27 protein-coding genes are annotated in these 17,069 nt (G+C 68.1%); 3 read left to right on the top strand and 24 right to left on the bottom strand.

Features of this window, described 5'->3' with window-relative positions; all coding sequences use genetic code 11:
• Positions 1-97 precede the first annotated feature (97 nt).
• Positions 98-268: a hypothetical protein gene (locus ACFWZH_RS21545; protein ID WP_384433376.1), complete on the bottom strand. Its 171-nt coding sequence runs from the start codon at positions 266-268 to the stop codon at positions 98-100.
• Positions 265-585, bottom strand: coding sequence for a hypothetical protein (locus ACFWZH_RS21540; protein ID WP_384433373.1), 321 nt, complete (start codon positions 583-585; stop codon positions 265-267). Before ACFWZH_RS21540 ends, ACFWZH_RS21545 begins: the two co-directional genes overlap by 4 nt.
• Before the next feature lie 187 nt (positions 586-772).
• Between ACFWZH_RS21540 and ACFWZH_RS21535 the strand changes: the two genes are divergently transcribed.
• A complete protein-coding gene (locus tag ACFWZH_RS21535; protein WP_384433370.1) occupies positions 773-1,036 on the top strand; it encodes a GntR family transcriptional regulator in 264 nt (87 codons plus the stop codon).
• A gap of 169 nt (positions 1,037-1,205) precedes the next feature.
• Here ACFWZH_RS21535 and ACFWZH_RS21530 read toward each other — a convergent pair whose 3' ends face one another.
• The 6 genes from ACFWZH_RS21530 to ACFWZH_RS21505 form a co-directional block, all read right to left on the bottom strand.
• Entirely contained in the window at positions 1,206-1,613 is a 408-nt protein-coding gene (locus ACFWZH_RS21530; protein WP_384433367.1) for a hypothetical protein, read from the bottom strand.
• A 388-nt stretch (positions 1,614-2,001) separates the two neighbouring features.
• Positions 2,002-2,898, bottom strand: a complete 897-nt coding sequence (locus ACFWZH_RS21525; RefSeq protein ID WP_384433364.1) for an aldo/keto reductase — start codon at positions 2,896-2,898, stop codon at positions 2,002-2,004.
• Entirely contained in the window at positions 2,895-4,082 is a 1,188-nt protein-coding gene (locus ACFWZH_RS21520; protein ID WP_384433361.1) for a cupin domain-containing protein, read from the bottom strand. Before ACFWZH_RS21520 ends, ACFWZH_RS21525 begins: the two co-directional genes overlap by 4 nt.
• 11 nt (positions 4,083-4,093) lie before the next feature.
• A complete protein-coding gene (locus ACFWZH_RS21515; protein WP_384433358.1) occupies positions 4,094-4,231 on the bottom strand; it encodes a hypothetical protein in 138 nt (45 codons plus the stop codon).
• Between the two features lie 426 nt (positions 4,232-4,657).
• Entirely contained in the window at positions 4,658-4,846 is a 189-nt protein-coding gene (locus tag ACFWZH_RS21510; RefSeq protein WP_384433356.1) for a hypothetical protein, read from the bottom strand.
• 107 nt (positions 4,847-4,953) lie between these two features.
• Positions 4,954-5,169, bottom strand: coding sequence for a hypothetical protein (locus ACFWZH_RS21505; RefSeq protein WP_384433353.1), 216 nt, complete (start codon positions 5,167-5,169; stop codon positions 4,954-4,956).
• Between the two features lie 115 nt (positions 5,170-5,284).
• Here ACFWZH_RS21505 and ACFWZH_RS21500 point away from each other — a divergent pair, with 115 nt between their 5' ends.
• Entirely contained in the window at positions 5,285-6,220 is a 936-nt protein-coding gene (locus ACFWZH_RS21500; RefSeq protein WP_384433350.1) for a Scr1 family TA system antitoxin-like transcriptional regulator, read from the top strand.
• Positions 6,132-6,314: a DUF397 domain-containing protein gene (locus ACFWZH_RS21495; RefSeq protein ID WP_384433347.1), complete on the top strand. Its 183-nt coding sequence runs from the start codon at positions 6,132-6,134 to the stop codon at positions 6,312-6,314. The genes ACFWZH_RS21500 and ACFWZH_RS21495 overlap by 89 nt, the downstream gene beginning before the upstream one ends.
• Before the next feature lie 71 nt (positions 6,315-6,385).
• Here ACFWZH_RS21495 and ACFWZH_RS21490 read toward each other — a convergent pair whose 3' ends face one another.
• The 16 genes from ACFWZH_RS21490 to ACFWZH_RS21415 form a co-directional block, all read right to left on the bottom strand.
• Positions 6,386-6,637, bottom strand: coding sequence for a hypothetical protein (locus ACFWZH_RS21490; RefSeq protein WP_384433344.1), 252 nt, complete (start codon positions 6,635-6,637; stop codon positions 6,386-6,388).
• Positions 6,634-6,921: a hypothetical protein gene (locus ACFWZH_RS21485; RefSeq protein WP_384433341.1), complete on the bottom strand. Its 288-nt coding sequence runs from the start codon at positions 6,919-6,921 to the stop codon at positions 6,634-6,636. The genes ACFWZH_RS21490 and ACFWZH_RS21485 overlap by 4 nt, the downstream gene beginning before the upstream one ends.
• 14 nt (positions 6,922-6,935) lie before the next feature.
• A complete protein-coding gene (locus ACFWZH_RS21480; RefSeq protein WP_384433338.1) occupies positions 6,936-7,802 on the bottom strand; it encodes a hypothetical protein in 867 nt (288 codons plus the stop codon).
• Entirely contained in the window at positions 7,783-8,901 is a 1,119-nt protein-coding gene (locus tag ACFWZH_RS21475) for a hypothetical protein (RefSeq protein ID WP_384433335.1), read from the bottom strand. The genes ACFWZH_RS21480 and ACFWZH_RS21475 overlap by 20 nt, the downstream gene beginning before the upstream one ends.
• A gap of 17 nt (positions 8,902-8,918) precedes the next feature.
• The gene (locus ACFWZH_RS21470) at positions 8,919-9,830 is read right to left on the bottom strand and encodes a phage distal tail protein (protein ID WP_384433332.1); all 912 of its coding nucleotides are present in this window, start codon (positions 9,828-9,830) and stop codon (positions 8,919-8,921) included.
• Between the two features lie 5 nt (positions 9,831-9,835).
• Entirely contained in the window at positions 9,836-12,202 is a 2,367-nt protein-coding gene (locus tag ACFWZH_RS21465) for a hypothetical protein (protein ID WP_384433329.1), read from the bottom strand.
• A 253-nt stretch (positions 12,203-12,455) separates the two neighbouring features.
• The gene (locus ACFWZH_RS21460) at positions 12,456-12,896 is read right to left on the bottom strand and encodes a hypothetical protein (RefSeq protein WP_384433326.1); all 441 of its coding nucleotides are present in this window, start codon (positions 12,894-12,896) and stop codon (positions 12,456-12,458) included.
• Positions 12,893-13,378, bottom strand: a complete 486-nt coding sequence (locus ACFWZH_RS21455; RefSeq protein WP_384433323.1) for a phage tail tube protein — start codon at positions 13,376-13,378, stop codon at positions 12,893-12,895. Before ACFWZH_RS21455 ends, ACFWZH_RS21460 begins: the two co-directional genes overlap by 4 nt.
• Before the next feature lie 21 nt (positions 13,379-13,399).
• Positions 13,400-13,831 (bottom strand): minor capsid protein, encoded by a 432-nt coding sequence (locus ACFWZH_RS21450; RefSeq protein ID WP_384433320.1) that lies wholly within the window; start codon positions 13,829-13,831, stop codon positions 13,400-13,402.
• The gene (locus tag ACFWZH_RS21445) at positions 13,824-14,177 is read right to left on the bottom strand and encodes a minor capsid protein (protein ID WP_384433317.1); all 354 of its coding nucleotides are present in this window, start codon (positions 14,175-14,177) and stop codon (positions 13,824-13,826) included. Before ACFWZH_RS21445 ends, ACFWZH_RS21450 begins: the two co-directional genes overlap by 8 nt.
• Positions 14,174-14,494: a hypothetical protein gene (locus ACFWZH_RS21440; protein ID WP_384433315.1), complete on the bottom strand. Its 321-nt coding sequence runs from the start codon at positions 14,492-14,494 to the stop codon at positions 14,174-14,176. The genes ACFWZH_RS21445 and ACFWZH_RS21440 overlap by 4 nt, the downstream gene beginning before the upstream one ends.
• On the bottom strand, positions 14,488-14,868 hold the full coding sequence (locus ACFWZH_RS21435) for a hypothetical protein (protein WP_384433455.1): 381 nt from the start codon (positions 14,866-14,868) through the stop codon (positions 14,488-14,490). The genes ACFWZH_RS21440 and ACFWZH_RS21435 overlap by 7 nt, the downstream gene beginning before the upstream one ends.
• 12 nt (positions 14,869-14,880) lie before the next feature.
• Positions 14,881-15,141, bottom strand: coding sequence for a hypothetical protein (locus ACFWZH_RS21430; protein WP_384433312.1), 261 nt, complete (start codon positions 15,139-15,141; stop codon positions 14,881-14,883).
• A 12-nt stretch (positions 15,142-15,153) separates the two neighbouring features.
• Positions 15,154-16,164: a major capsid protein gene (locus ACFWZH_RS21425; RefSeq protein ID WP_384433309.1), complete on the bottom strand. Its 1,011-nt coding sequence runs from the start codon at positions 16,162-16,164 to the stop codon at positions 15,154-15,156.
• Positions 16,165-16,179: 15 nt separating this feature from the next.
• Entirely contained in the window at positions 16,180-16,800 is a 621-nt protein-coding gene (locus tag ACFWZH_RS21420; protein ID WP_384433306.1) for a hypothetical protein, read from the bottom strand.
• 93 nt (positions 16,801-16,893) lie between these two features.
• Positions 16,894-17,067: an Rmf/CrpP fold protein gene (locus tag ACFWZH_RS21415; protein ID WP_384433303.1), complete on the bottom strand. Its 174-nt coding sequence runs from the start codon at positions 17,065-17,067 to the stop codon at positions 16,894-16,896.
• Between the last annotated feature and the right edge of the window lie 2 nt (positions 17,068-17,069).

Below are 17,069 nucleotides of genomic sequence, written 5' to 3'. Positions count from 1 at the left end.
ACGCGTTGGTATTCAGGCGGGCCGGTCCTGGGGATGGGTGGGGACATGACGAAGCCCCGCCCGGGGCGGCCGGACGGGGCGGGGTGTCGGTGGCGAGTCAGCCGTGCTGCGGAGGGGCCACCTCATTGGGGACGGGGCCGGCGATGAAAAGAGGCGCGTGGTCGGGGCAGGCGTACAGCGTCACTCCGGGGCCGTTTACTCGCTCGACGTGCCCCACCGCCACGGGGGCGACCGTCTCGCGCTGGCAGTGCAGGCAGACGGCGCTCACGCGGCTGCCACCCGGTGAGCGCCTGTGATGTTGTTCGTGGGGAAGTCGTAGTCGACCCCGATCTCAAAGAATGCGGCGGCCCACCACCGTTCGCGCTGCTCTGGCGTGAGGGATTGGACCTCTTCGGCGTGGAAGATCTCGCGAACTTCTTTACTGCTCGGCCCCCGCCACGGCCTGAGCCACGGATTCGCGCTTACGGGCTCCGGGCTGGGCTGCTGGGCAAGGTAGGTCATGGAGTGGCGCCCCGGTTCAAGGCGGCGGGTCCAGGGGAGGACGGTGAGCACCCAAATGAGGGCGCGGGCGATAGCATCGCGCATACGTCGTTCAGCTCCTACTAGCTGTTTCGGCGAGCCCCGAGCAGACCGGGCCTAATCGGCCTGCTCGGGGCGTTCCTGTTTTCGCGTTCCAGACGACGGTAAGACAACACGTCTAACTCGTCTACCTGTCTAACTCATCTGCCCGTCTAAGTCGCCTTAAGAATGGCGGGTTGTCTACGCTCTCCCCATGCCTGAGAGCCCGAGCCACCCACCGAGCGCGCGTGCGCCGTACATGCAGGTGTTGGAGGCGCTTACGGCCGATATCAAGGCAGGCGTCATCAAGCCCGGAGAGCGCATCCCGTCAGAGTCAGAACTCTGTGAGCGGTTCAAGGTGGCGCGGGAGACCGCCCGCCGCGCGGTGCGGGTGCTACGGGAACGCGGGCTCATCGTGACCGAGTGGGGGCGCGGGTCGTACGTGGCCGGCGAACGCGAAGACGATTCGGCCGAGTAACCACGCCTAGGATCGGCGATTACGGCCTCGCTGGTTAGCCCGGCGTGCTGGGCGGCGGAGAAATCAGCGAGGCCGTTCGTGCACAGAGGGCGCCGGCGAGCCCGCAGTCAGCGCGCCAGTCAGTCGCCGATGGCGGAAGTCACGTGATCGCCTCGCCCCTCATCAGTCCTCAGCCGAGCAAATAGGCGACCCGCTGCTTCAGTGGTGTCTCCAGCTCCAGGTTGTTGCCGCGCTGCATGCCCTGTAGGAACTCAGACGCCACCACCAGCTCAGAGAAGCGTCCAGCCGGCGTGTCCAGGACACTTGCGAACTCCTGCCGGACACGAGCAGCGGTGTCCGGGACGGTCAGGCTGGAGATGAACAAGGTCGCTGCGTCGTACCCCGCAGGCGCCTTACCCCAACGCTCCCAGTCGAGAATGCACAGATCGGGGCTGATGAGGTTGCTCCACTGGATGTCAGCGTGCGCCGTGGACCACTCCGGCACCTCAGTGTCCAGCTCTGTCCCGAGGAACTTCGGCATTGCCCAGTGAAGCCGCTCCTGGCGGATGGCGACGCGATCTGTCTCCACTGTGGTCAAGGAGTCCAGAGAGTTCCGCAGATCCTTCCACCACGTATCAGGCAGGTCCGGAGAAGTGGACAGTAGTGCCCCGTCACTCAACGGCTGCCGGGTTACCCGGTCGTACAGCTCCGCCCGGTAGGCGAACTCGCCTGCCCTCCACTCGCTGACCTCATGGAGCCTAGGGCGGGGGATGCCGTCGGGAACAGCCCTTTCCGCTGCCTCTGCGCCATCCCATGAAGGCGTGCGATCAGCAGGAATGCAGCTCAGCCGAAGCCAGCGATCCTCGCCAGCCGGACCGCTGATGCCTTTCCCCTCCCATCCCCAAATTGGTGGACCAACGAGAGTTACACGGAGGACAGAGGCAGCGTGGCGCAGAGCCTTTTGCAGGCGTCCCGCAGTGAGGTCATCAGGAGCTGAAGGCATCGACAATCCTCCGGAGTTGAGGCGACGTGATGGGCCGCGAGACGGCAGCGGCGGCATCGGCCCAGTGTTCCGGCGTACTCGCTGAGAGCAAAATCCGCGTCACACCAGGGGATGAGGCCACAGTGCCAAGAACCGCTTCCAACGGCGTCATGCCCGGCACAAGCTGTTCAGCTACGCCCGGTGTCACGATGCTCATCAGCTCCCCTCCATGCAGTGGAGCAGAAGCGAAGACTTCAAGGCCGGCGTCGTGCGCATCCAGGAGTACGCCCCGGCCGCGAACCGCTTCCGCGAGCGGCGAGAGCTGCACCAGGGATAGCGGGAGCTGGATGGTTCGCAAATGGTGGCGCGGACCACCGGCCCAGTGAGCAAGGGCCAACAGTCGATCGACTGTCATCAGGCCATCGTGCAGACCAGACCAGGTTGCAACGCCGTACCCCCTTGTGAGCCCCTGAGCGCAGGACGATTCCAGAGCCTCAAATGCCGGGAGGAGGTCTTGCTCCAGTTCTTTGGAAGTACGGTGACCAGTTTCCGGGTTGTGGAGAAACACGATGTCAGCCGCGCGACCCAGGTCCTCCTTACTGCGGGCGGTTTGCCAGCTCAGGAAGGCCGGCTCAAGGCTGTGCCCTCGGTCTGCCTGTTCCTGAGTCAGGACGCCGGCCTCCACAGCTTCGGATGCCCGAGCCTTCGTGAAAAACCCGGCCTTCGTGGAGACCCGCATGCCTGGATAGGTCGCCAAAACCGGTGCGAGCTGCCGTTCGGCTTGACCCTGCTGGTAGTTCGGCGCGGTGTCGACCCAATCAACGTCCGCCTGCACCGCGGCTTTCGCTGATTCGGCTACTCCTCGGCATCGGTAGGTGCCCAGAGCGAGCGTGGCGGTCACAGTTCGCTCCCTACCGCTGCAACCTGTCCCTTAACCAACTCTTCCACCAGTCTGGCGGCCTGTTGCAGGGTGAGGTCCGTACCGTCAATAAGGCCATTAAGCGTATGTGGCTGCCCATCAGTGAGCCGTTCCAGCAACGTGCGGGCAGCATTGGCGAACGTCCAGCTCTCACCGCCTGCGGTCAGCACAACGTTCTCTTCGTCATCAGACGCGAGCGTGTGCCTTGTCGTCAGCATCTGAACAATCTGTTCAGGCTCGGCGGGTATGGCCGCGATGTGAGGCAGAGAGGTACGGAACCTAATGCGCTCTGTGGCGTCATGATGACCGGCATAGCGGTCAATCAGGCTTCCGCTATCCAATTCCTTGGTCAGCAGGTCTCGGAGCGCATCTACGAAGTCCTGCTTCTCCTGCGCAGTGCCGAAACGCGGCAGATCTCTCCGTACGACGTCGTCCCTACGGAGAATCTCAGAGAGCCAGATGATCAGGTCGGCGCCTGTCATGGTGGTCAGCCCACATGTCAGATGGAGGGACCGTTCGCCCTCGGACGCCGAGACGTTGTGCCACCAGCCGCGCGGAAGGTAGAGCATGTCCCCGGCGTTGAGAACGAATTCAGCAGTGGGCTTTTCAGGTGGCTCTTCTGGGGTCTCGACGTCGCGGTGCATCGGCGCTACACGTGTCGGACCGTAGAGCTTCCACCGCTTCGATCCGTCGAGCTGGACGACCACAACATCGTGATCATCCCAATGCGTCCCGAAACCCTCGCGACCGCTCCACGACGCGTACAGGTTGACTTGGACCTGGGTGCGAAGCCAGCGTTCAAGGTCACATGCCAACCGCTGTACTCCTGGGTGGAGTTCATCGATCGCATCAATTACTAAGGTCGCGCCCTGGTCGATCTGTTCGTGGAACGCTGCGGGGTGAAGGCGGTGCCATACCGTGCTGCGTCGCGTGACGAAGGGGTGAGTGTAGGCGTCCTGGGGGACCATCTCCCCGTCCTTGGAGAGCCGCAGGCGCGGTACCTCCATGCGATTCCGGCCGAGAATCCAGTTGAGGTCGTCCCACGTCAGCAGGTTCGAGACCGTACCGGCGTCGCCGCGTACCAAATGGTAGGTGCGGCCGAACGCCTCGGCGAGGAACGAGTCCCCGCCGAGGCGCGCGACGACCGCAGATGTATCAGCGGTCATGTTGAGTCCCGTCAGTCGTTGCCGTCGGACTTACCGGCAGTGGTGTCGGACGGGGTCTCCATTCGGGAGCGGGCGGCGGCCACCTTCTTCTTGGCGACCAGCAGATCGTCACCCTTACCGGCCGTGCCGGTAACCTGTGTTACAGCCATGACTTCTCCTTCTTGGAGCTGCTGAAATCGTGCGGGGAGCGTCCCCGTACAACCTGCACTTGCTACCCCGTTCGGGTGACGCCGAGCCGTTCGTTTCTGGTCACCGAACAGGGGGCTTATGGGATTTGGCGGTCGCCCGACCCACCCGTGATCAGGCGACCGCTTCGCGCTCCCCACTGCGTCCCTCGTGCTGCGGAAGGGACGGGGGCCGACGGGGGGTTGTTAGGGCCCACCGCGAGGAGCACGCCCGGCATGACCAAGCCGGGGGTTAAGGGGAGTTGCCGACGATGGCCAAGGCGATGACGGCCCCCGTCGTCCCGCTCAGGAAGACGATGAAGAGCAAGCCCGCCCATCGGCCGATAGCAGCGAGAACCGGGCGTAGCCGCTTGCCGGCCGGGCGAAGTAGGAGAGTGAACAGTGCCTTGATCACATGGGCCACCCGGACTCAATGGCGCGCTCTGCCACGTCCGTGAGCTGACGCTCGACGCGATCGAGTTGACTGATGAACTTGGAAGACTGGGTGTCGTGGTGCACAACGGTCACGCCGTGTTCGGCGCAGAGGTACATCCAGTCGCACACCTGGTTGAGCTCGTGTTCAGCGATCGGGCAATCCACGGCTGGCTACCTCTACCACCTGCGGTCAGACTTCTTGCCCCCGTTGGAGCTCTCTGACTGCTCGTTCTTCCTGGCGTTCTTCTTGCGTACGTCCTCGGTGGTTCCGCTCACGATCGCGCCGCCTCCAGAATGCGGCACAGGCGCTCCGCCTGCCTGAGCGACATGGGACCGGGCGAAATCCTGTTCACCTTCATGCCATCGACCCTGTCAACCGTCACGATCGCCGGTGGAACCTCGAACCCAGCACCCTTCAGGGCTGCGTCCAAGCGTTGACGAATGTCCGATGCCGCGGCTTGTGCCGTCCGCGCTCCCGGACTGGTCATGGGCTTCTCCTCCCTCTTGTCCGGTTCGACTCTGGGTCCACATTGGCGTGCGGGGCGTACGCTGAACAGGGCTTCTGCCATTCCAAACCCGGCTGGAATATTGGGAGTTGAACGCATGAGCGAGGCGCCCGAGTCGCCTGAGTCACCCGCCGAGGCGTTCGGCGTGGAGATCAAGTACGCGCGTGAGGCGCGCGGATGGTCGCAAACTGTGCTTGCTGTCAAGCTCTGCTGCCAACAGCCTTACGTCAGCAAGGTGGAGAGGGGGCAACAGCTAGCATCTGTCCAGTTCGCCGAACAGTGCGACAAGGTGTTCGGCACCCCCGGGACCTACGCAAGGATGCGTCAGCGGGCGGCCGACGCCGGCAACCCTGCATGGATGATCCCTTACCTCCAGTTGGAGCGTGAGGCGGCGAGCATCTGCGACTACTCACCTGGCCTGGTTGCGGGCATATTGCAGACGCCGCAGTACGCCGAAGCCGTCTACCGAGCGGCCCGGCCGGATGAGTCTCCTGCGCAGATCAAACAACGGGTAGAAGACCGCATGCGGCGCCGCGAGATCTTCGAGGCAACGAACCCGCCGTCGCTGTGGGTGATCCTTCATGAAGCTGCCCTTTGGTCCGGCATGGGCGATACAGGTGTCATGCGGGAACAGCTCCAGTACCTTGCGGCGGCAGCCGAGCACCCACGCATCACGGTCCAGGTGTTCCCCCTCTGTGGCACACCAGCACGACGAACGCCGTTCATTGTGCTCAAGCGGCAAGACGCGACAGAATTCCTGTACGCAGAGAGCTACGTACAGGGGCAAGTGCACGACGCGCCGGAAGCAGTCGCCGAGGCAGTCGCAACGTATGAGCGGTTGCGAGCCGACGCTCTATCCCTCCCTGACTCCCTCTCCCTGATTCGGCACCTTATGGAGGCGTACAACGATGAGCACCACCCCCGACCTCACCCGCGCAACCTGGGTGAAGTCCAGCTACAGCGAGGGCAACGGAGGAACGTGCGTCGAATGGGCCCCCGCGTTCGCAGCATCCGGCGTCGTCCCCGTTCGTGACAGCAAGGCTCCGCACGGCCCCGCGCTCGCCTTTGAAACTGCCGCTTGGTCGTCGTTCGTCGCCGCCGTCAAGGACGGAGAGTTCCTCGCCTGACACCCGCGTCGCCATCAACGCAGCAACGCCCCCGCACACGGCCGTGAGGCCGTATGCGGGGGCGTTGTGGTTCAGCGGATGAGCTGCCATGTGGACAGCACGCAGCCGGCGCCGCCGATGGCTACGGCGATGCTCGGCAGAGGCCAGCGTGCCCGTTCGAGGGCGGTAAGGCGCTGTTCGTGGTCGTCGAGGGTCTTGTCGGTCTGGTCGTCGCGTTGGGCGAGCAGGTCGAGGCGGCCATCGATACGGGCGAACCCGGTCTCGACGGCGGTGCGCAGCCGCTCCAGTTCGAGGGCGACGTCGTGCGGGTCAGGCTCGGTCACACGGCGCCCCCGTTCGGGCCGCGGCTCGGGGCGGGGGTGCTGGGGGCGCCGGCGGCGCCGTTGCCCGGGTCGGGTACGGCGCTGCGCAGCCACCGCGGCATGAGCCGCTGCACGGCGTCGAGCTGCATAACGCGGGTGATGCCGGCCGCGACGGCGAGGGCGGTTGCGACGCCGGCGACGGTGCGGGGAATGCCGGCGGCGGAGATGATCAGGGGGAGCGCGGCGGCGAGGCCGAGCAGGGTCTGCACCACAGTGCGGACCGTGCGGCGGGCGGCGTCCGACATGGCGAGGTCTCCTCTCACTTCTTGGTCTTGGCGTGCTCGGCCTTGCCGGCCCCGTCGCCCTGGTGCTCGTCGTTGTCGTGCTCGACGGGCAGCGTCGGGTCGGGCTTGCCGGTGTCGCCCTCGCGGCCGGCGGCAGGCTCGGGTGCCTCGGTGGCGCGGAAGGTGTTGCGGGTGTAGGCGGACAGCAGCCGGGTCTCGATGGCCTTGCGACGCTTGGCGCTGAGGTGCTCGACCTGTATCGAGACGTCGTCGAGGAACGCCGAGCCGTGCAGCGGGCGCTCGACGGTGTGCGCGGTCCACTTCCCCGCCGGCACCTCCCACTCGTCGACGACCTCGGCCTCGCCGCCCTCGACGCGCATGCGGACGCGGACGCGCCCGCCGGCCTCGGCGTAGGTGGTGAGCTGGAGGTGGGCGACGGCGTTGTGCACGGTGGAGATGCCGACCCACGCGTGCCCCCATGCGGTGTCGGTGGTGCGCTGGTTGGCGGTCGGGTGCAGCTGGAGCGGCATCCAGGGCCGGCCGAGGTGGCGCGGGCTGTGCTTGTCGTCCATGACGAGGATCCGGTCGCGCTCGGCGAGGTCACGCGACCACAGCCGGACCGTGCCGCGGTCTTCGGCCTCGCCCTCGACGGTCAGGGCAAAGCTGCCGTCCATGCGGCGCGCGACCATGCCGAAAGCTCCGTCGGGCCACTGCCCGACGGTGAACGTCGAGAAATCCTTGTCGGGCGGGACGACGACGAGCTGCCCGCCCTCGGAGATCTTCACGTCGCCGTTTTTGATCTGGTCGAGCGGGGGCCGGGTCTGGGAACGGCCGGCGATCTCGCGCACCTGGCGCTCAAGCTCTCGGATGCGGTCCAGCAGGTCATTGCGGACTGTCGCCATAAGGGGTCTCCAAAGTGAGTTTTGCGGATTCGGACTTGCCGCGCTCGGGCGGCGTGACGGAGATGCCGACGACCCGGTGCCGGACGTCGAGCCCCTCGGGGAACCAGTCGTCGCGGATGCGGATACGGACGGTGCGGCCGAGCAGGTCCGGGCTGATCTGCTCGTCAAGGTGCACGGCGATTTCAGGGATCACCTGCGGCCGGCGAGCGAGCGCGGCCTCGGCTCGCGCGTGCTCGGCGAGCACCTGCGGGTCGTCGATGCTTTGGTGGTCGTTGCTGCCATCCAGGCGCGGCCAGCCGGCGGCGAGGTCGTCCTCGGCGACGAGCAGCTCGGACAGCATGGGCCGGCTTGCGGCGGCCTGGTTGCGGTTGTCGCTCGCGCCCCTGCTCTGCCAGACGTTCGCCACGGTCGTACCGTCGGCCGGGAATTCGTAGCTCAGCATGTGCCCGGGGTGGGTGAGCACGATGTCGTCGCCGCCGCGGATGAGCCGCGGGTATCCGAGGTCGAGCAGCTTCACACGGGCGCCGCTGACGCGGTCGCGGTAGCAGCGGATGCGCCACTCGAACCCGTTCTCGGCCGAGGCGAGTTTGTCGAGCAGCTCGCGAATCTTCGGCTGATCGGACGCGCTGAACGTCCGGTCGCGTCGGACGCCGGAGAGCTCGGTGTCGTAGGTGATGCCGATATCGCCGCCGGGCTGGTTCTGGGCCTGGTCGACGAGGTCGCGTGCGATGTCGAGCTGATCCATGCCCTTGGCGCGGTGCGTGGTGCGCAGCTGCCGGTGATCGAGGTAGGTGTCGAAGGTGCCGGCCTGGACCTCGACGGAGATCCGGCCGCGCTCGTCGCTCTTGGGGTTGACCGACCACAGCACCCCGCCCCACCAGATCTCGCGGTCGCGCTCGACCCAAAGGGCAGTGCGCGCGGGGATGAGGATCGGGCGGGCGCGGTCGGCCATGGCCCGGTTGGGTATCGGCACGGTGCCCTGCAAGCTGCCGGCCTTGCCGATGTAGTCCTCGATGGTCACCTCTTGCAGGGGCAGCACGTCGAGCAGCCGGTCGCTACGCAGATCGCAGACCAGGACCTGGTATTGGGAGGTCGTCACGGTTGGTCGGCCTCCTTTCACCAGTGGGCCGAGCGCCACCGAAGAACGGCGGCGGCGCGCGGGTCGGCGGGCGCATCCGGAGCGGCCCGGAACGTCAGGACGTTCTCGCCCGGAGCGAGAGTGAACGCAGCCTCGGGCCAGCACGCCACGCTCGCGGCATGCAGCAGGCTCTCGCCGCCGGCGAGCGTGGCCGAGCCGTCGAAGGTGTCGACGGTGAGCTGCTCGCCTGCGTCGAGGATGACGTCGTACTCAAGTACCGCCCCTGTGGTGACGTTGGTCAGGCGCGGGGTGTCCACGGGCCCGACGAACTCGACGACGGGGTGCGTCGGTGCTCGGCCGAAGTTGCAGGCGACGAGGTCGCCGGTACTGGCCGGCGCGCCGCGCGGGCTGCCGTCGGCGGGGTCGGTGTGCCAGGGCAGGCACGGCTCGGGCAGACCGGTCTCGGCGCACTGCACCGCCGGCGCGTACCGGCGCGGGTCGGTCGCTTCCCATTCGAGGGCGGCCTCGGTGACCGTGCCGACGGAGTAGCCACGCTCGACGGGGATGGTTCGCCGCACCACGCGCGCCCACACCAGCAGCGGCCCGCGGGTGTCGATGTGCACCAGCAGCGGCAGCTCGTCGTCGACGAGCCCGGTTGCCGCGCCGAGCTGCCCGACGACGTCGCCGAGCTCGTCGGCCGAGGCGCGCACGATCATCTCGTCGAGCCCGACCGTGCGCGTCTGGGACAGCAGCCGGCCCAGATACGCGCCGTGCGCGGCTGGCCGGGGGACGTTGCCCGAGTCCTGCTCGGGCAGCTCTTCCCACCCGGTCAACTTCCGCCACTTGTAGGGAGTGTGGGCGCCGAGTAGCAGCTCGCCGTAGCGCAGCTGACCGACGACCATCGACGCCGCGGCGGGGGCGACGTCGATTCTTGTGCGGTCCGTGGACATGGGGGCTATCCCCTCGCTTTCATCTTCCACGCCAGAGCGGCGGCGGTCTGATCAGGAGTGGCCGAGCCGGCGTGCCAGTGCTCGACGTGCAGCACCGCGCCCGACCGCTGGCCGTAGGCGCCGTTGCCGGCCGCGCGGCCGTAGGGGGCGGCGCCGGCGAGGCCGGGCGCGGCCATGGCGGGCGCGGCTGGGGTGGGGACAAGGCGGCGCATCGCGGTGTCGACGGCGCCCTGCCCGGAGGTGATGCCGGCGACGACGCCGGCGGGGATCCAGCGGCCTACGTCCCGAGCCATGACACGGCTCGGGCTCGCGATGCCAAGGGCCTTGGCGATCGGCCCGGGGATCATGGCTTTGGCCCAACCGGACAGCTTGGAGCGGATCCAACCGCCCATGGCTTCAACGCCGCGCATCAGGCCGGCCACAAGGTCGCGGCCCTTGCCGACGAGTAGCGAGCCGAGGCTGCCGAGCGCGGCAGCCATCCGGCCGGGCAGCCCGCGCAGCCACGCGAGGGCCTGCTGCCCCTTGGCGATGATCGCTGCGTTCATGCGCTGAAAGGCGTTGGTCGCCGCGGTGAACAGCCGGCCGGCCAGCGGGGCGAGTGCGGCCATGGCGCGCCCCGGGAACGATCGGACCCAGGCCACGGCCTTAGCGATGCCGGCCGCCACCCAAACGCCGAGCTTGACGAACAGCTGCCGCAGGAAGGCGCCGACGTTCGCGACGAGTGCCTTTGTCTGGCGCCAGGCTCCGGAGAAGTCGCCGCGCAGCAGCGCGGTAAGGATCTTGAGGACCGGGATCACAACGAGCGTGATCTGCGTCGCCAAGACCTTTGCCAGGATGGCGGCGAGCCGGCCGGCAAGACCGATCAGCGGGGTAAGGACCGGCATCAAGGCGCGTAGCCCGGAGTTGATCAACGAGGCCAGGGCGCCGAGCAGGGGCCGGGCGGCGGCCAGGATCTGGCCGAAGGATCGGCCCATGCTGATCAGGGCGGGGGACAGGGCCTTGATCTGCTGGCCCAAGATCGACAGGACCGTACCGGCCAAAACCCGCAGAACTGACGCAAATGGGCTGATAAGCCCCGGCAGTTGAGCCAGGATCGGGGCGAGTACCGCCTGCAAGGTGCTGGCGAGCTGCCGTACCACGGGCGCCGCTTGCCGGAAGATCGCGGCGAGTACCCGCAGTAGGGGCGTTATCGCAGGCAGGAGGGCGCCCGCGAGCTGCCCGACGGTGACCAGCAAGGGGGCGGCGGCGCGCACGAGCTCGCCGACGGCGACCGCGGCCTGCTTCAGGACGGGGCCGAGCGCGGCCAGGATCGGCCGCAGGGCAGCGCCCAGCGACTGGACAAGTGTTCGAAGTGGTCCGGCCAGTGCCGTCAGGGCGGGGCCGAGTGCGCCGAGCAGCTGCGACGCGAGCTGACTGAAGGTGCCGGCGACGGTCGCCAGCAAGGGGCCGCCAGCTTGGGCGAGCTGCCCGAGCAACCTGCCCAAAGCGGGAAGAAGTTGCGATATTCCAGCGAAAAGCCCAGAAAACCCCTGCGCGGCACCCTGCGCGCCGGCGGAGAGCCCGTTGAAGAAACCGGCCAGCCCGGAGCCGAGCTTGACCAGTCCGCCCGATATCGCCTCAATGACAGGCGTCGCGGCCGATGCCGTACGGGCCAGCGCGGGGGCGATCTTCTCGACCATCCCGAGCACGCCCTGCGCCACGGAACGCACCTGCGGGGCGACCGCGGAGAAACCTTTCTGCAAGCTCGGCGCGATCTTGTCGAACGTCGCCCGAGCATCCCCGGCGATGCCGACAAGCTGCTGCTTGATCGGCCCGACCATGCCCTGCACTTGGCTGGTGACATGGTCTTTCAGCCCCGAAAACGCGTCCTTGACCTGCTTCGACGACGCCGCGGCCTTGATGCCGATCGCCGCGAAAACAGCCGGCACCGCGGCCAGCGCACCGCCGGCTGCCAGCGCCCCGCCCGACAGCGCCACCGTGGACAGCTTGAGCGCGTTAAGCGCCGGCCCGAGCGCGCCGAGGGCGGCGCGCGCCCGCTGCGCCCCACCCCCGACCTCGTTGCCGATCTGGTTTCCCAGTCCGGCAACGCTCGCGCGCGCTCGGTCGGCACCGTCGGCCACTCCGCCCGCGAGGGTGTTGCCGAGCTCGTCGATTCCGGCGCGGGCCTGGTTCGTCCCGTTGGCTATCCCATCGCCGACCGCTGCGCCGAGCGCGGCGGAGGCGGCGACGAATCGACCGCGCATGTCCCGCAGCCGGCCGTCGGCCGACCGCTGCAACCCCTGCATGGCGAGGTCGGCCTGCGCGATGCCGCGGCGGGCGCCGGATGCGTCGAGGTCGATATACCCGACGAGTTCGCCGACCGAGAGGGCCATGGGTCACCCCCTATTCAGTTGTCGCTATGAAGTTGTGGCCGTGCGGCCGGCTATGCAGGCATGCCGGTGAGCGCGGCGATTTCGCGCGGGTCAGTCACAGCGCGCGGTGTTCCCGCCCAGACGCGCGGGAATTGGGCCTCGGCAGGAAGTCCGCCGATCAGCGCCAAAAAACGCCGAGTGCTCATGGTGGCGAGCTGCTCGGCGGTCGTTCCATATTCGCGGGCGAGATCAGACTCGACCGCTGAAAAGTTCGTTACGACTGCTTCCCAGAAACGTTGGCGATCGTCTTCGGGGTCGGGTGCGGTGCTTTTCCCTCCCCGCCCTCTTCCTTAGCTGCCTCCTGCTCGTCGTAAAGCTCGACAGCCTCGGATATGGAAAGGCAGCCGGGTTCGCGGGCATTCGCCGCGGACCACAGCAGCACGACGCCGAGCTGCCGGTCGGTCATCCCGTTATCCGCCCACTCATCCAGCGCAGCCGGCCCAAACAGCGAGGCCAGCAGCCGGCGGATATCGTCCGGGTCGGTCGAGTTCTGTACGCGCTCCATCTGGAGCGTGAACAGCAGCGGGAGACTGGTCGGCAGCACGTACTCACGCCCGTACAGGCGCAGCGTCGCCCCGAACCGCACCTCGTTCTGCTCGGCGAAAAACGCGTCGAAGTCCGCGACCTGGTCGCGGTTATAGGTCTGCTCCGTCATGCGGCGTCACACTCCATCCGGATCGGAATAACGGGCTCATAGCGGGGGCGCCCGCACTGCGTGAACGTCGCGTTCCAACCCGTCTTGTCGTTGACCTCGCCCTCTTGCTTATCGGGCGTCACAGTGGCATCCCAAATGACCCACATGTTTTGGGAGTCGTGGCGATACCGAATCTCGTTACGGGAGTCGATACCGAGGCGCTGCCCCCAAAACTGGTCGACATACGCCTGCCCCTCGACCTGCTTGCCGGTCTTGGGGTCGAGGGCGTACTGCGCTTCGACTTCAATCTGCCCGCCACGCTGCATAACGTCCTGCTCGAACCAACCCGCACTGTCAAAGTTGGTCGTCTCGGCGGTCTCTTCGTTTTCGGATGCGTTGGCTGTCCACTTGGTCAGATTCTCAATGGGCAGCCACCGCTCGACAGTTGTCGACTGGTCGCGCACCTCGAAAATCCAACCGCGGGCATCAATAGGCCGGCCCATGCGGTGAATTCCTTCCGTCTGTTACGGGATTCGATGTGTGGTGGGGGCCTCGATATCGAGGCGGAGATTCACGACGTGCTCATGCCGGCCGCGCTCATCGGCCCCCATCGAGGCGGGGGCGGCGTTGGCGGCGGCGAGCACGAGCCAGACGTCGCCGGGCAGCGCCACGCCGGCGAGGCCGTGCAGCGCGCTGTAGAGGGCCTCGCAGCGCCGGCGAGAGACGCGCGGGTCGGCGGTGCCGCGCACACGCACCTGTAGCTGCCGCTCGTCCCATCCGTTGCGCGCATCCGTGGCGCCGGCCCCGTACAGCGACAGGCACACCGCCTGATCGGGGGCCGGTGGCATCGACTCGACGAAGCAATCGCCGAACACGCCGTGCGGGTCGTAGGTCAGCAGGCCGAGCTCGTGCAGGTAGCGGGCGAGCGCGTCGGCGTAGTCGAGCGGCTCACCCATCAAGCGCCCTGCGCACCGCGGCGGCGATCAGCGCGGCGACCGTGGCGGCCTGCTCATTGAGCGGCCCCTCAAGGTATTTCGCGGTCCGGCCGGCGTCGTGCCGCCACGTGAGCTCTTCGTGCTGCCGGACCGCATACACGGTGTCGTAGGACACCGCGGCGGTAAGCGCGCTCTCATCGACGGTGGCGACCCCGGAGCGTTCGAGCGTTCCCTCTTCGATCGGGACACGCTCGCGGGACTTGGCGAGCACGTGCTCGGCCGCCAGGCGCAGCCCGCGGGCGGCGCCGGCTTGGGTACCGGCAAGGGCCTGCCCGCCGTGCCAGCGCAGGCGGGTGCGCTGCGTCATTGGCACATCACCTCCACGCAGGCGGGAACGGGCAGCCCGGGGGCCGTGTGCGTCGCCGTACTGATGGCGGTTGCCGTGCGCCCGTCGGGCAGGGTCAGCCGGCTGCCGGGCGGGCACTCCAGCTCGGGGCCGCCGATGATCTGCGCGGTGGCGAGCACCTCGCGCCCCTCCTTGTCGGCGACCTGCTTGCGCACCGCGGCGACCAGGGCCGGCGCGCACACGGGCTCGCCGTAGGTCGGGCCGTACGCGGAGTCGCCGAGATACGGCTCGACGGTGACCCGGTGGCGCAGCAGCCACCCGGGTACGCGGTTCACCATGCGTCCGTCACCTCCCCGGGCAGCAGGCCGGCAAGGTGCAGCGCGCGGTAGGCGCGTGGGGCGAGCTCGACGCCGGCCACCAGGACTGGGGATGCGGCCGGCGCGCTGCGGCCGGACAGCGACACGGGCCCGATGCTCACGGCGTCCCATGCTTCGCCGGTGGTGATGCCGTCGCTGCCGGTGGCGAGCCAGTATTCGACCTGTGCGCACACGGCGGCGGCGAGGGCCTCGGCGACGTCGTCGAGGGCGGGGTCGTAGACAGCGGTGATCAGCGCGGCGGCGATGTCGTCGGACGCGCGGCCGAGCAGCACCTCGACCTCGGCCTCGGCCGGCTGTCCGCACCGCGCGACGTACTGCTCGACGGTGGCGTACATCCGGACCACGGGCTAACTCCCGTCGCCGTTGCGCTGCTTGGAACGCGACCGCGCCGCGGGCTTGTCCTCGGCCGGCGGCGTCTCGGCCGTGAAACCGATCGGGGCGACCTCGGCCTCGGGCACGTCGAGGCACACGAGCTCGTAGCCGTGCCGGCGGAAATACTCCAGCGCGCCGAGCGGCGGGTCGCAGCACGTTGCGACGCCGTCGGCAAACGTGATGCCGGCGACGACGCCGGAATGCCCGTCAACGGGCGCGGTAATGCGGTACTGCATGCTGTGCTCTCCTTACTTGACGCGAATGTTCCTGAGAACCGCAGCCGCCTTAGTGGCCTTGAGCGCAACGGCAATCGGCCCCATTTCGACTTCGCCGCGCTTCACGGCGCCGGCCGTGTTGAAATCCGGCATCCAGGTACGCACGAGCTGCCCACCCGCGGTCGACACACCGTGAAATCCGTCGAGGCCGAGCCGCAGCGCGTACAGGTCCGAAAGCCCGGTGACGGTCTCGCCCTCGCCGTTTCCGTCGGCGTCAATGAGTCGCGTCTCGACGGGAATTACGGGGTCGTTGCTGCCGGCCTTGGCGCCCAGGTCGATGAACGGAATGCCGTTGTAGGTCTCGATGTGGCGGCCGAAAGCGTCCTCGCTGCGGGTGTAGTAACCGGAGCGGCGCGCCAGGGACCGCACGCGGGCAATGGTCTGCTTGTTGCCGAGGATCGCGGACGGCACGCCGTCGAGCTGCGCGAGGAACTCGTCGAGCAGGTCGAGGGCGGCGTGCTGCTCGCGGCTGGTGTCCAGGCCGGGGCCGGTCCAGTCGGTCACGGTCCCGAGGCCCATCTCGGTATCCGATCCGGCGAGGGCAAAGTCGAGCCCGTCGAACCCTTCCTCTTCGTTCGGGGTCCGCACCCGCATGCCGTTGACGACCTGATCGGAGAAGAAGGCGCGGGCGCTCTTGATGGTCTGTTCCATCTGGAACGTGACCTCATTGGTTGCGGCCGGCCCGATGTTGGCGAGCACGCGGTCGATTTCGAAGGCGCCGCCGAGCGGGGCGAGTTCAACACCGAACTTGGCGCGCTTCGCCTCGGCGACGGGGTATTCGGAGTTATAGCGACGGAAGGAGGCGGGGCGTTCGGTGATGGTCCGCAGATACGTGTATGTCAGCGTCGAACCACCGCCGGCCGGGTTGACCGCGTCGTGAAACGTCAGGTTATCCAGCAGCCAAGAAGCCTTGCGGAATTCATCAATGACCAGGTGGTCAAGGTCTTCAAGCGCATTGAGGTGCGCGTCGGCGAGAGTAATCAAAACAGGCTCCTAGGTTCAGCCGCCGAGGTGGGCGGCGACGGCGTCGTGCAGCGACTTCGGGCGCTTCTCGGCCGAGGGCGGGCCGTTGAATTCCGCGCCCCCCTTGGCCGGCCCGGTGGGGGCGGCGCGGTACAGCTCGGGGTCGGCCTCGACCGCCGCGGTAATGGCGGCGGCGAGCTGCTCGCCGAACTTCGGCGCGCTCGGGTCGAGGCCGGCGACGGAGTCGGCGAACGCGCGGGAGTTGAGCAGCCGGTCGGCCCGCGCGCCGTGCTCGCCGGCGGCACGATGGGCGGCGAGCTCGACCTGCGCCGTACGCAGGTCGGCGGCGACCTGGGCGAGCTGCTGGTCGCGCTCGGCGACCGCCGCGGCGAGCTGCGCGGGGTCCTGCCCGCCCTCGCCCCCGTCGGGGTTGAGGGCCTGGTGCACGGCGTCGAGCGCGGCCTGTAGCTGCTCGGCACGGTCGGCCTGCTCGGTCGCGCGCTGCTCGGCCTCGGCGAGCTGGTGCTCGTCGGCCGCCGGCGGCGTACTGCCAGCCGGCGCCGGCGCGGCCGGCGCGCCCTCGACACCGGTCTGCGCGGACTGCTCACCCTGCCCGCTGGTGTCGGCGGCGGGGGCGTTGGGGGTCTCAGACGGCATGGCGGATCGTTCCTCCGGGCACGGGTTCGGGCATGAGAAAAGGGCCCGCCGTGATCGGCGGACCCTTAAAAAGGAGTGGTGGGGGGCGAGCTGCTAGGCGTCGACCTCGTCGGGCAACGGGGCCTGCTTGGCGTAGCCGCGGACCCATGCAGCCCATGCGGCCGTATCGACCGGGTACGGGCACGCGGTCGGCGGGTGTCCGGCGCGGCCGGCCTCGGCACCCTCATTCAGGGCGCGGGTCAGGCTTTCGCGGGTCTGCTGTGCCACTG

The organism is Streptomyces sp. NPDC059008 (genome assembly GCF_042749045.1).
Taxonomy (GTDB): domain Bacteria; phylum Actinomycetota; class Actinomycetes; order Streptomycetales; family Streptomycetaceae; genus Streptomyces.
This window is presented reverse-complemented; position numbering and strand designations above follow the sequence as displayed.